This window comes from Scrofimicrobium canadense, assembly GCF_009696615.1.
Lineage (GTDB): Bacteria > Actinomycetota > Actinomycetes > Actinomycetales > Actinomycetaceae > Scrofimicrobium > Scrofimicrobium canadense.
Genome location: NZ_VULO01000013.1, coordinates 39,938 through 52,738, shown reverse-complemented (window position 1 = coordinate 52,738; position 12,801 = coordinate 39,938). Strand labels below are relative to the sequence as shown.

Genomic DNA, 12,801 nt, shown 5'->3' with positions numbered 1-12,801 from the left:
AGTCTCGCCCTTCGGTGCGATGCCACTTTGTTGCTCACCCATAGGTGGGACATTTGGCTTCTCCGGCAGTGTTGATTCTTCTTTACCCGGTTCCTCAAAAGTTGACCATCCAAGACGGAGAGACTCTTAGGGGATTGTGCCTAGCGAGATTTAATGTGCACGCGCAAGCATCGCACCACATACGCGGCAGTATGCATCTAGTTCGTTCAGGTTCATTGCAGCAAGATCGAAGCTCCCTTTGGAATCTTGAAACTGCCGCACATAATAACTCCGTCCTTGCGCGGACATGAATCCCAAGAAAGGATCAGAAAATGCCTGCAAGATACGCTGGTGGTCAACAACCCTTTTACCCGGACTATCTTGTCGGCCAAGCGTGCCAGGAGTCGTGAGATTCGGTGATGAGTAGTCTTGCACTACCGATGTCATTGCCTCTTTTACTTGCAGGACTAGACCGTCACCTTCCTCGCTTGATAGTGCAACCAAGAAGCAGTTGGTACCAACGGAACCAACGCCGACGACCCGGCGGACAATATCGGTCAAAGAGTAAGTTGATAGCAGCAGTGAAATGTCTGGACTGGTGGTTGAACGATAGTCCTCAAATACCCCGGCAATATTGCCACGAAGTACCTCATCTACGTGAGTCGTCACCGGGGTCTTCATAGAAACGCAGAAACCCTAAAGCATCTGGGCCCATACGCTTACTGATCACTCTTGCTGAGGTCCGCCGTCGTGCCTTTTTACCGCGGCGTCGAATAGCGGCATTGTTGCCGCAGGAACTGTCTGCACGGCAAGAGTCTCATCAAGAGCAACATGATGTCGTGTGGTAGGCGGCATTTTTAAGAATCCACGCAGCTGCTTCACATATGCTTTAGCCGTATGAACGGCAACAGAGGTCGCTTCATCACTCGACGCCCCATTTTCTTCAGCGGCAAGGAATGCGCTTGTCGCCAAGCGACGCAGGTCCCATTCCCCACGGCCGGGAGCTGCCTCGTCAAAATCATTGAGATCAAAGATGATTCGGCGTTCAGGAGATGCATACAGCCCGAAGTTGCCGATATGCGCATCTCCACATATCACCACCTGCACTTCGGTACTTGGCTGGTGTGCCAAATCGTGAGCCATGAGGCCTGCGGTCCCCCGAAAGAATGCGAAAGGACTCTCTCCCATTCGTTCCCGTCGCAATGACACAAGGTCAGGGACCCGGCTTTCATTTTGTTTCTCAATCAAAGCTACTGCGTCACGGTCAACGTGCACGTATTGGCCTAGTTCACCTCGCGTAATGGCGTTTCGTGCACGCTTGCCGTGCTCACGTTGTGCCAAAGCACTGCCACGTACACCTTCTGCTGCCGCCGCATATGGAGAATCTGACATAGATGGCCTCCTTCGTCTATCCGTTTATCCGACGGTGAGACTGCCTGATAGACACGGCGAAGAATCGGCATCACTACAAAGTAGCAAGACTATGCAGATTTCTCAGTTGCGCTCCACTGAAGAAAGCCTCCGGATAGATTCAGAAGCTGTGTCACTCCTAGGCTGCGAAGAATCTCGATAGCTTTCGCTGATCTGGCACCCGAGCGACAATTGACCACCAGTGGCCCTGTCTTATGTTGAATCCATGAAGGAAGGTCCTCCAGACTACGTGCCAGCTGTAACTGCGTTAATGGCAAGGTATACGCACCGGGAATTACACCTTTTGCCACCTCATCTGGTTCACGCACATCAACAATGCTGAGGTTCCGCCCCTGAGTCATCCATGCTGCCAGCGTCTCGGCCGTGATTTCACCGGTTCCCTCGCTCAAAAGTAGCGCACAGGTCTCTTGGTAGTGGGCCGTGTTTTCACTGAATTCTGGCTCGATATAGCTTGGACAAAAAGCAATATGATCAAGGGTTCCACTCAAAGCGTCAATAATTGTGATTGCGCCCAAACTCACCTGTCCCATGCCGGTGATGACTTTAATGGCTTCCATCGCCATAACCGAACCTACCTGTCCACATAGGGCACCAAGCACACCAGCCTCTGCGCAGGAGGCAACCGTGCCCGCCGGGGGCGGGCTTGGAAATACATCCCTAAGCCGCGGGCCACGCCCACCTGCGGGAAAAGTAGGGATCTGCGCATACTTGGGTGCTCCCACCCAAAACACACTCATTTGCCCATCAAAACGCAAAATAGAACCCCACACTACTGGCTTGTCGAGGTGTGCGCACGTGTCATCAACCAAATATCGTGTGGGGAAATTGTCTGCTCCGTCGACGACTAAATCGTATTCTCTGATGATTTCTTCAGCATTGTTGGCCGTCAATCGATAGGGGTAGTCGACCACATTCACATGTGGGTTAAGGGCCGCAACCATGTGGTGTGCCGAAAACACTTTCGACACACCTATCGCGTCTTCGCGGTGAATCACTTGCCGCCCAAGATTGGAAATTTCGACGACATCATCGTCGATAATACCAATGGTGCCAACTCCAGCAGCCGCAAGATATTGTAGAACAGGACTGCCAAGACCTCCGGCTCCCACAACCAATACTTTTGCGGCTACAAGCCTACGCTGAGACACCTCGCCAAACTCTGGAATTCGGATTTGCCGACTATATCGACTTTGTTGCTGTGAATTAAGGACCGGTGCTGGATCCACAAGTGCACGCTGCATTTTCGCACGCTGGTCTAAGATCATGACACAGCCACTACAATCGAGTTTCCAACGTGGGTCTAAGTCTTTGGCTAGACTTGCAGGAACTGAACACGATCGCCTCTTTCCACGCACTCAACTTCTGCGGGGACCACGCATAGACTATCTGCCAATTGTACAGCGTTTATCACATGACTTCCTGAGCCCAAGCGATGAACAGGCATAACTACAGGCCTGTTCCCGGACCTTTCAACTTTGAGTGTGCTTGGCACATACTGGCGTCTTCCGGTGGGGCTCTTCCACCCTGTACCGGCGACTCCATCGAATATACGAGGAGCTTCAGGGCGCATTCCAGCCATGCTTTGTAGAGCAGGCCTCACGAATAGTAGCGCGGAAACCCACACGCTCACGGGATTGCCTGGCAATCCAATCACAAGTGCATTACCGACTTTTCCACATGCCTGCGGCTTACCCGGTTGCATAGCAACCTTTGGAAACGAGAACCCGCGTGTTTCCCCGTAATCCTTCACAATGTCAAAGGCTCCTGCTGAGACTCCCCCTGAGGTGACAATGAGATCACAGCTAAGCGATGCTTCTTCAAGGACTGCCCTAAGATCTTCCACGGAGTCACGTATACGTCTGACACATTCAACATCGGCCCCCCACTCGCGCAATAGTCCTGCAAGAAGAAGCGAGTTAGAGTCAGGAATCTGTCCGTCTACCAGCGATGTTCCTGGATCAACCAGTTCACTGCCTGTTGCAACGACAGTAACTTTGGGCTTGCGATATACCCGGACGTGCGAGGTGTTCACAGATGCTGCAGCGGCAACTGCCCGGGCATCGAAAAACGATCCGGGAGCTATGACAGGCTCACCAATGTTGGCGGCTTCTCCCATGGCGCGAATATTCTTCCCGGAAGAAACCGGTGCATAGACGCTGATCTCTTTTCGTAAAGGAGTCGCGCCAGCAGGAACGTCCGTGTCTTCCACACGTACCACGGCATCTGCACCCTGCGGAATCGGGGCACCGGTCATGATCCGTGCACATGTTCCCGGAGTGACCCTCTCCCGACCGTATCCTCCCGCTGGGATATCGTCGATGACCGTTAATCGAACGGGCATAGTCGCATTAGCAAATGCAGTGTCCTGCGCCGTGACAGCAAAGCCATCCATCGCAGAAGAGTCGAAAGGCGGTAAAGGACAGGAAGCCTCGACCAGTTCGGCGCTCACTAAGCCGTGAGCCTGCGCTATCGGTAAGTTAATCGTCTCCGTTGGCGCCACCTGGTTCAATAGAAACTCTCGGTAGTCCTCAACACTCATCATTTCAGCCATCGCAGCCACCGCAATCACTCATCTCTACTCACCGGTCTGCGGCTCTTCTCGATGCCATTCTCCACTTCGACCACCTGACTTGTGGACTATCTTGCAATCTGAAATCATCACTGTTCGGTCGATACCTTTGAGCATGTCAACTAAGGCTAAACATGCCAGTGTCACAGCCGTCAGTGCCTCCATTTCAACCCCGGTTCGTTCAAAGGCTCTCACAGTCGCACTGACGTCAATGTTTCCTTCGCCAATGCTGATATCAACTTCTGCTGCGTGAACTCCGATGATGTGAGCTAACGGAAGCAAGTCTGCAGTCTTTTTTGCTCCAGCTATTCCTGCAATACGGGCAACAGCCAGGGCGTCTCCTTTGGGGAGCATCCCCTGCGACAGCCGCAATGTCGTGTCAGGACTACAAAGAACTGAGCCAACCGCAGTTGCTTCACGGCGAGTTGGTGACTTCTCCGTAACATCAACCATGAATGCCGTACCGTCGCCCCGTAAGTGGGTCAAGTGAGTCATTAGTCTCCTACGATTGCTCTAAGCCAACCCAGCCGCTGGTCTGGTCCACATAAAACTGTTCTTTCCAGATGGGAAGTTTTTCCTTCACTAAATCCACCAGTGCCGCGTTCGCTGCAAAAGCTTCCGATCTGTGCGCTGCACTAACGGCAGCCACCATTGCAAGCCCACCAACATCGACTCGTCCAACGCGATGCTCAATCGCAATAGAGTACAGGGGATATGTGTGGGCGATTTCTTCAACAATCTGGGCGAGGGTCTCCCCCGCGCTAGGATGGGCCGAGTATTCAAGGCCCGTGACGTGCTGGCCGGTGTCATGGTTGCGCACCACACCAGAAAACACGACAATAGCGCCCGCCCGATCATCAACAACACGCTGCTCGATAGCATCTCGATCCAGAGGGCGGTCATTAATACCGCTGTGCTTTCTTACCTCATGGCACTTGGAACAATCTACTTCTGTCATTTCCCTCATCCACCTGCAAAAGGAGGTAAAACATCAATTGTGCGCGCATCGGTAATGCGATGCGCGCGATCTTTTGTGGCCACACCATCGACCAGGAAGCTACAAGCTTTCAACGTGCTGGCTAGTGTGGCATCTGCCGAGGGCAATGCCATAAGTGCATCTTCAAGATCACCAATGGTCCTAGGGGATGTATCTAGTTGCACCTTATCGGTGCCCGCAGCAGCTGCCGCACCAGCATAGAGCGCCACCGTCGTCATTGTGTCTCCTCCCAGGATCTATCTCATTTTCCACGAAGTTACCCAACAGTCATGCTGCGCTGAGTATCATTTTTCTGTTCACTGTAGACATGCCGATTACTTCCCCGATGGTAGCGGGGACCACCGACTGAAGCAATCAGCACCGATTCTGAACGTCTAATCAGCCTCGTGAAGAATTCGACTGCCGTTTGGCTAGCATGTGTTCCCGCAAAGCGCAGATTCCCACGGCAAGGAAGTACAGGGCAATTAATGCTGCTGCTTGAATAATCATTGGTAGAGGATTGGGAATGGGGTTCACTATTGCAGCAAAAACAAAACACAGGACAACCGCCCAACGCCACGCTTTTAGTAACGTCCTTACGCTGAGGACTCCAGAGAAATTGAGTGCGACTAAAAGTTCAGGGAGCAGGCAGGAGAGTCCGAAAGCCGACACCAGGGTCATATAGAAGGAAAGCTAGGAATCGGCACGCAGGAGCATCTGCGCATCAGCGGGAACAAAACTCACCAAGATGGAGACGGCTTGTGGTACAACTACTACTGCGGCAACGGTGCCTGCAGCGAAGAGGACAATCCCCACAAGACCAAATCCCGCCACATAGAGGCGCTCTTTTCGACGAAGCCCTGGCCAAACAAACATGCCTATCTGCGTTATCCACCATGGGCTAGAAATGATGGTTCCTATCCAGAAGGCAAGACGCATACGCAAGTCAAAAGCGGCACCAATCGTTTGAAAGTTCAGTTGCGCACTTTGGTCGCTAATGCTCATAAGTGGCTTCTGAATGAAGGTGAGGACCACAGGGCTGAGAAACCAGCCTGCAATGGCTCCCCACTACTATTCCCACCAACGCCCAAATGATGCGTTTACGAAGTTCTAGTAAGTGAGCCATAAGGCTCATCTTCTTATCTGGATTGTGTGCCTGTTTATCTTTCACAACGAGTTTTATCACTCCCGCGGATGTGGGTTATCGTCGCTACTGTTTCCACGGTCCTCAGCGGAGTTTTGCTGGGCTGGCGGTTCCTGTAATTGAGGGCTTTGAGCTGAGTCATCCTCGTTCAACTCACGCATTTCTTTCTTGAGTTTCTTTGCTGATTTATCCAAATTGCGGGCAATGTCGGGAAGTTTTGAAGCGCCGAAAATGACGATCACAACAAGGATCACAATGATCCAGTGGCTAGGTCACATGCAATATGCCTTTCTCTTGGTGTGTCTGGGACCTTCTTGGGTAGCTACGGTTTTTTCTATCGTCGAGGGGCCGACCTAGTGGCGGCGATGAGGGGCTTTCTTTTTCAACTTGATTCGGTGTCGGTCTACCTGGCGCATCGGATAGGTTGACCCCCTGGATTGAGCTTGTTCAATCCAGGTATCCATTTCTTCTTGAACCGCCTGGCGGATAATCTGACGTGGATCGTATTGTCGCAGATCAAGCCCATCAAGATTGAGCTGTTCTAAACCCGTCCCAGAGAGGTCGATGGCCGATTCCTCACGAAGTTTCGCACTGACAGAACGTCCCCCACGCAACAGCTTTCCTGAAGGCTCTCAGTACCTGTGCATCGTGTCCTCTGGGTTTGTCAACAATGTTCCCCCAGTCTAGTTGGAAGAATCTTTTTGGTATGACTTCGCGATGTTGTCTATCTTTGCTATCTCTTCTAGCGGTGCGGCGCCTCGGCCAGCAGCATATCCAACCAGGTAGGCGGTCAGCGGTGCTCCTGGACGCGATGGCCCGTGAGCAATAGTCCCGATTAAATCTAAGAGTTCAGCCTCGACGTCGGTAATTGTCTGGACTGGTACTTCCAGTTCTTTCGCCACCAAGCAAAGCCATTCGCGCATTGCTTCCATTTTTGCTGGGTCATCACGCCGTTCAGCCATCACACACTCCTCAACTCAATTATGGCCATCCCTAAAGGGAACTCACGTGCCACAACCTACATGGACACAGGTGTCCTCTACAATATTGCGATCTTTATGTCCTCTAGACTGGTGAGTTATGGCAACCCCTTCGGAACTTGACGCATATGCAGCGGTGCTCACTACCCTGGCTCAATTTCATCTAAAAGGGCTCTTCATGAAAGGGGCTGTAGTTGGTGTTTGAATCCTCTGGTGTGGGGGAGGCTGCGTTTGATGTAGGGGAATCATCAACCCCAATGGTTTTCACCCCGTCAAACCATGTGGGATCACTCATCAAATGCGTATACCCGGCTTCCAGGACGGCGGTGTTCACCGTGTTCCATCAGGCCCCTAGATTCCGGGCGGCAGCGTTGATGCTCATCCCGTCCAAGACCACTGATACTAGAGCCCAGTTGACCGCTACCCGGGTCAGTTTCGAGTGGGGAGCGGCAAGAACATCCGAGACCTGCTCAGACCAATAGTGTCCGCAGTCCCCGCAGGTGAAACACCGCAGTCGTATTAACAGTCGTACTGGGCGAGACCCGCATGGGCAATGCGTAAGAAGACGAGAACGGCTTCCCCGAGCACTTCCCTGGGCCCCACACGAAGCACACCACCGACCCGCTTCCACCAGACGCACCTCGAAAACCAGAACCTCGCGGCCCCTCTGGCGAACCTGAGCCTGACCCGTGACCCGCAGCACGGCAGAATCAAGGCGAAATGCGCACTCCAAACACGGCTTGCTAAACTCAAACACAGACCCTCCGGGCAACAAACGTAGACTCAGATACCTACATTCTGTCAGCCAGAGGGTCACACCATTACAGCCCCTTTTAAGAAGAGCCACATTGCCCAGGCTGTTGTACGGGAAGTCCCCCGGGGCGAATAGGGTGCCAGGTTTTTGTGAGAGTTGGCCGCACAACTGGTGTGGGAAAGCGTTTAAGTCTGTGGGTGCTTTTGTGAGTGTCTGCTTTTTACCGTTTTTCTTCGCGCAAATCGGTAAAAATCAAGCACTCACCAGTGAAGAAAGCTCTATGCCAGCAAATCCCCACCTCAAACACCAACCACACCCCACCAAAACCCCAAGAGCCTCAATGCCTGTGCGGCATGCGACTCCGTGCACGGTTTTATGACCCCGTACGTGGGAAAAGGGAAACCCAAGGCTCTACACTTAACAAATTAACAAAAGTGCCCCGAACAGGATTCGAACCTGCGACCTTCCGCTCCGGAGGCGGACGCTCTATCCACTGAGCTATCGGGGCCTAACCTCAGCTAGTTTAGCAGGATTGGGACTAGCGCCGAACCATAGTGAGAGCGCCTGCAACAACAATCGACTTGAGTGCATCACCAATAAGGAATGGAACGACACCTGCTGCGATTCCAGTCCTGAGGTCCATTCCTGTCGCCAACATCATCCAGATAACTCCGGGGATGTAGACAGAAAGGCTGGCAGCTCCAGCTACGAAAAAGGCTATTAACGGATTTGCCTTTCCTAGACGGGATGCATATACGCCAACAATTCCCGCCGCAACAATGTAACCAATAACATAGCCAAATGACACAACCATGACTCCAGCGGTGAAGCCCGCAAGTATTGGTGCACCCACTGCTGCCGCTGCTGCATACAGAACGGCTGCGGCCATCCCTCGAATTGGACCCAGATAGACACCAAGAAGCATTGCCGCCAACGTAGAGAGCGTCAGCGGGACTGGCGAAAACGGTAGTGGAATGACCACTTGGGATAAGAGCGTGAGTGCCAAAACACCCGATAGCATCTGCGCTGGAATGCTCTGAAAGACTGTCTTCGTTCTCGCTAGTGCAACTGTTGTCATTATTCCTCCTGTAAGTACCGAACTAGATATTACAGGATTTGAAATACATTGCTAGTGATGTCCTCTCGAATGTTGGCACTACGCACGCGGATGGGCTTGGCGATACACGCGGCCGAGCCTTTCCGAGTCCACGTGCGTGTACCGTTGAGTGGTAGCTAAAGACGCATGACCCAAATAGTCTTGAACAAATCGTAAGTCAGCTCCACCACTGAGCATGTGGGTAGCAGATGTGTGGCGCAATCCATGCGGAGCAATATCGGGGACTCCTTGTCTAGCTGCCAGGTGGTGTAGTCGACCCCGCATCACCCGCGGATCAACCCGGCTCCCTCTCTGACCGACGAACAATGCTTTCTCTCCAGGTTTTGCCACGTCACTACGTTCTTGCAGCCATTGCATAAGTGCCTTAGCAGCAGGCGTGCCAACCGGCGCAACTCTTTCTTTATTCCCTTTACCTAGCACTCGAAGAAATCCTTGATCGAGGTTAAGGTCATCCACGTCAAGACTGCAGGCCTCCCCTACACGAAGCCCCGAGCCGTACAGAAGCTCAAAAAAAGCCCAATCTCTTACTCCAATAGGCGTGTCAGCTTCGCATTTGGCACCTTCAAGCAGCGCAGTAACCGCATCTGTGTCTAGCACCTGAGGTAACCGAGATTTCACCGGTGCCGTCTCAATGTCGACGGCTGGGTCTTCGTCAACTATTCCTTGTGCCAAGGCCCATGAACCGAAAGCACGAAGCGCTGCGGCATTTCGTGCCACCGTCGCCCTCGACGCGCCTTCTGCGGCCCGGCTTGCCAGCCAAGACCTGAGCTCTCGAGACGTAAAACTCTTCACACTTCCCATACATAGTCTGAGATCACTAACATAGGCACGCACTGTTGCTGCCGAAAACCCCCGGCGCTGCCCCAAGTACTCAGCCCAGACTTCGATCTGTTCTTCCACACAGCCAGGCTACAGCCTTCGCCATTGGTGTTCATCTAAAGCAATGACCCCACGCAGTTTCAACCCCACTAAAGCAGCTTCTGTCACTTCCCTACTCAATCCACTTGCAAGTACTAGTTCATCAGTTGTAGATACTCGCGAAACGGGGAATGCCTCCCACACCCTTTGCTCATATGGGTCCACTGCCATCTCCACTATCGCCTCATGGGAAACAAATTCTCCGATCATTTCGAGAATATCGTTCACGCTGCGGATAAGGGCTGCCCCTTCTCTGATCAAATGAAGACACCCGGCTGAGGCGGCCGACGTCACAGGCCCTGGCACAGCACCAACCTCACAGGAAATATCTGCTGCGCGAGATGCTGTCGCCAACGCGCCTGAACGCATTCCCGCTTCAACCACAACGAGTGCTTGGGCAAGCCCGGCTATCACCCGATTTCTTTCGAGAAATCTCCACCGGGCAGGTCTCCATCCAGGTGGCACTTCGGATACAAGGATCCCCTCACAGCCAATGCGATTGAACAGGTCCACGTTTCCCCGTGGATACAGATTGCCGAGACCACCGCACAATACTGCGATAGTCTGTCCGCTTTCCAGTGCCCCCTTATGTGCGGCGGCATCTATTCCATAAGCACCCCCTGAGGTAACAACAATTCCCTGTTTTCCCAGTTCCCACGCCATATCCTGGGCAATGCGGTTGCCGTATGCTGTTGAAGCTCTTGCTCCCACAATGGCAACCTGTTGGCGAGATAGAAGATCGGTATTGCCCTTGGTCCACAAGACAAGCGGTTCAGCAGGTCCAAGACAGCTAAGCTGCCCCGGCCAGTCCTCATGTCCGCGCCACATCACGTCAACCCCTAACGCCTTAGCTCTGGACAACTCTATGTTCGGTTCCACTGCCAACGCCCGCGGATGAGTACGGGCGTGAAGTGCCTTCCACCCCTGTACCTGCACAAGTGGTTGCGCTGATGGTAACCGCATCCACTCCAGGCCTACTTCGGCCCCTAATGCATTCCATAGGTCGCCAGCAGCACGATCCCCAGGCTCTATAATTCCCGACCAGGCAGCCGCTAATTCTCGTTCATCCATACGTTACTCCCAGGAGTCTTTTGTTCGTAAGTCCATGGCTAATCCAAGGTCTTCTACCGTAGGTTCCGGATGCATTTCCAGGTCGGCTATCGACCATGCAACCCGCAGTACCCTATCGAGACCACGCATTGACAATCGGCCCCGCTCTACTTCTCTTCGCATCGCATCTAAGCACCCTGAGGGCACCCCGACCTGAAGTAATTCTCCCTCCGCATATGCGTTACTGGGCCATTGCGGCCACCGTTTCACACTCCTGCGGCGTGCCTCCACCACCATTGCACGCGCCTGCGTGGAGCTCAGCCCCTCATCGACTGCCAGGCTAGATTCTGAGGGCTGAGTCATTGCCTGGACAATATCGATTCGATCGAGGATCGGCCCCGACAAACGTCGACGGTAAAGCCGACGTGAATGTGGCGCGCACCTGCACTCGCGCAAACCGCATGGGCAGGGGTTCGCTGTCATCACCAACTGGAATCTGGCTGGAAAAGTCACAATCGCATGAGCCCTGCGAGTCGAAACCTGCCCCTCATCTAAAGGGGTACGAAGAGACTCTAAAAGCCGGCGCGGCAATTCGGGTGCCTCATCAAGAATGAGCACCCCGCAATGAGCCAGCGAAACCGCACCCGGCCGTACTTGCCTGCTACCGCCCCCAACAAGTGCAGCAACTGATGTGCCTGGAGAAATAGACTCACATGGGGGTTGCATATCGAGAGTCGGTTGGAAACCTGCAAGCGACCGGATCGCTGCAACAGTCATCATGTCTTCCGCACATAGATCAGGTAGGACAGATGGCAAACAGGACGCGAGTAGGGATTTTCCAGCTCCCGGTTCACCGTGAAGAAGCATGTGATGGCCGCCCACTGCGGCAATAAGGAGTGCATAACGTGCTTCAGGTTGTCCCCGCACGTTTGCTAAGTCGGTCCGTTGCGAGGTCCTGGTTGGATGCTGCTTTGACGGTGTGCATGGGTGCGGCCAGCCTGCAGGTGCTCCTACCGGGAAGGCTCGAAGAATTTCGTTGAGGTGTCCGCATCCTTGTACCGATAGTCCTTCGACTAATGCGGCTTCTCCCGCACTTTCCCTCGCGACAACGAGGTGCGTGAAACCATGTTCGCGCGCTGCCCAAGCCAGAGCTAAGGTGCCACGTACTGGTCTGAGGCTTCCGTCCAATGCCAGCTCGGCAACAAATGCTGTTTTCCAGGCAATGGACTGATCCAGAATCTCCCTAGCCACCAGTATTGCCACAGCAATAGCTAAATCAAACGAGGCCCCAGTTTTTGGAAGGTCTGCAGGCGAAAGGTTGACGGTGAGCCGCTGGTCTAGGAAAGGAATATCGCAGTTGAGGAATGCGGCGCGCACACGATCAGATGCTTCACGTAGCGAGGAGTCTCCGTTACCGACTATCCGTGTCATGACTAGTCCCGGGCCCACGTGTGCTTCCACGCACACGACAGTTCCTTGGAGTCCTCCCAATGAAATCGCGTGCACCCGCGCAACCTGGTTCATCGGTCGATTCCTTGATGCCAGAGAATTCGGCCCAGCCGAGGCGCGATAGTCACGCATACCATGTCGATTCGATAGGTGTGACCCCATGTGTGACGTTGTAACCAAAGCTGAGCAAGTCGTTGCAGCTGCGCCAGTTTTCGGTAGTCGACAGCTTCCGATGCGCTATCAGAGCGCCGCGTCTTCACCTCAACAAAGATAATGGAAGTATCGTCTTTGAATACGAGGTCCAGCTCGCCCAAGCGTCCGGCGCGCCAGTTGGAGTCGAGGAGAACCAGCCCATGCGCACCTAAGAATTCTGCGGCGATGCGTTCCCCGCACCTTCCCAATTTCACAGTAGTGTTCATGAAGACACTGTGGCA

14 protein-coding genes, 1 tRNA gene and 2 pseudogenes are annotated in these 12,801 nt (G+C 53.5%); all 17 read right to left on the bottom strand.

The window, feature by feature from the left end; translation table 11 throughout:
• Positions 1 to 150: 150 nt before the first annotated feature.
• Positions 151 to 1,371 (bottom strand): annotated as a pseudogene (locus tag FYJ24_RS13580) (DUF2252 domain-containing protein).
• A gap of 89 nt (positions 1,372 to 1,460) precedes the next feature.
• The gene (locus FYJ24_RS10695; protein WP_206192666.1) at positions 1,461 to 2,651 is read right to left on the bottom strand and encodes a ThiF family adenylyltransferase; all 1,191 of its coding nucleotides are present in this window, start codon (positions 2,649 to 2,651) and stop codon (positions 1,461 to 1,463) included.
• A 71-nt stretch (positions 2,652 to 2,722) separates the two neighbouring features.
• A complete protein-coding gene (locus FYJ24_RS10690) occupies positions 2,723 to 3,979 on the bottom strand; it encodes a molybdopterin molybdotransferase MoeA (protein WP_154546245.1) in 1,257 nt (418 codons plus the stop codon).
• 6 nt (positions 3,980 to 3,985) lie between these two features.
• Positions 3,986 to 4,474, bottom strand: coding sequence for a cyclic pyranopterin monophosphate synthase MoaC (gene moaC / locus FYJ24_RS10685; protein ID WP_154546243.1), 489 nt, complete (start codon positions 4,472 to 4,474; stop codon positions 3,986 to 3,988).
• A gap of 7 nt (positions 4,475 to 4,481) precedes the next feature.
• Positions 4,482 to 4,937, bottom strand: coding sequence for a molybdenum cofactor biosynthesis protein MoaE (locus tag FYJ24_RS10680; RefSeq protein WP_154546241.1), 456 nt, complete (start codon positions 4,935 to 4,937; stop codon positions 4,482 to 4,484).
• 5 nt (positions 4,938 to 4,942) lie between these two features.
• Positions 4,943 to 5,194, bottom strand: coding sequence for a MoaD/ThiS family protein (locus FYJ24_RS10675; RefSeq protein WP_154546239.1), 252 nt, complete (start codon positions 5,192 to 5,194; stop codon positions 4,943 to 4,945).
• Between the two features lie 160 nt (positions 5,195 to 5,354).
• Positions 5,355 to 5,960 (bottom strand): annotated as a pseudogene (gene tatC / locus FYJ24_RS10670) (twin-arginine translocase subunit TatC).
• Between the two features lie 177 nt (positions 5,961 to 6,137).
• Entirely contained in the window at positions 6,138 to 6,359 is a 222-nt protein-coding gene (locus tag FYJ24_RS10665; protein ID WP_318656668.1) for a twin-arginine translocase TatA/TatE family subunit, read from the bottom strand.
• Positions 6,360 to 6,452: 93 nt separating this feature from the next.
• Complete coding sequence (locus FYJ24_RS10660) at positions 6,453 to 6,713, bottom strand: hypothetical protein (RefSeq protein WP_154546237.1); 261 nt, start codon at positions 6,711 to 6,713, stop codon at positions 6,453 to 6,455.
• Between the two features lie 69 nt (positions 6,714 to 6,782).
• Positions 6,783 to 7,061 (bottom strand): DUF6457 domain-containing protein, encoded by a 279-nt coding sequence (locus FYJ24_RS10655; protein WP_154546236.1) that lies wholly within the window; start codon positions 7,059 to 7,061, stop codon positions 6,783 to 6,785.
• 181 nt (positions 7,062 to 7,242) lie between these two features.
• Complete coding sequence (locus tag FYJ24_RS13215) at positions 7,243 to 7,374, bottom strand: hypothetical protein (RefSeq protein ID WP_263970233.1); 132 nt, start codon at positions 7,372 to 7,374, stop codon at positions 7,243 to 7,245.
• Between the two features lie 894 nt (positions 7,375 to 8,268).
• Positions 8,269 to 8,341: transfer RNA gene (locus FYJ24_RS10650), tRNA-Arg, on the bottom strand.
• Positions 8,342 to 8,371: 30 nt separating this feature from the next.
• Positions 8,372 to 8,911 carry a biotin transporter BioY gene (locus FYJ24_RS10645; protein ID WP_154546234.1) on the bottom strand — a complete coding sequence of 180 codons (540 nt, stop codon included), beginning with the start codon at positions 8,909 to 8,911 and terminating at the stop codon, positions 8,372 to 8,374.
• A gap of 78 nt (positions 8,912 to 8,989) precedes the next feature.
• Positions 8,990 to 9,850, bottom strand: coding sequence for a tyrosine recombinase XerC (locus FYJ24_RS10640; protein WP_318656662.1), 861 nt, complete (start codon positions 9,848 to 9,850; stop codon positions 8,990 to 8,992).
• A 9-nt stretch (positions 9,851 to 9,859) separates the two neighbouring features.
• On the bottom strand, positions 9,860 to 10,939 hold the full coding sequence (gene dprA / locus FYJ24_RS10635) for a DNA-processing protein DprA (protein WP_154546232.1): 1,080 nt from the start codon (positions 10,937 to 10,939) through the stop codon (positions 9,860 to 9,862).
• A 3-nt stretch (positions 10,940 to 10,942) separates the two neighbouring features.
• Positions 10,943 to 12,442, bottom strand: a complete 1,500-nt coding sequence (locus FYJ24_RS10630; RefSeq protein WP_206192665.1) for a YifB family Mg chelatase-like AAA ATPase — start codon at positions 12,440 to 12,442, stop codon at positions 10,943 to 10,945.
• Positions 12,439 to 12,786: a YraN family protein gene (locus FYJ24_RS10625; protein WP_154546228.1), complete on the bottom strand. Its 348-nt coding sequence runs from the start codon at positions 12,784 to 12,786 to the stop codon at positions 12,439 to 12,441. The genes FYJ24_RS10630 and FYJ24_RS10625 overlap by 4 nt, the downstream gene beginning before the upstream one ends.
• Positions 12,787 to 12,801 lie beyond the last annotated feature (15 nt).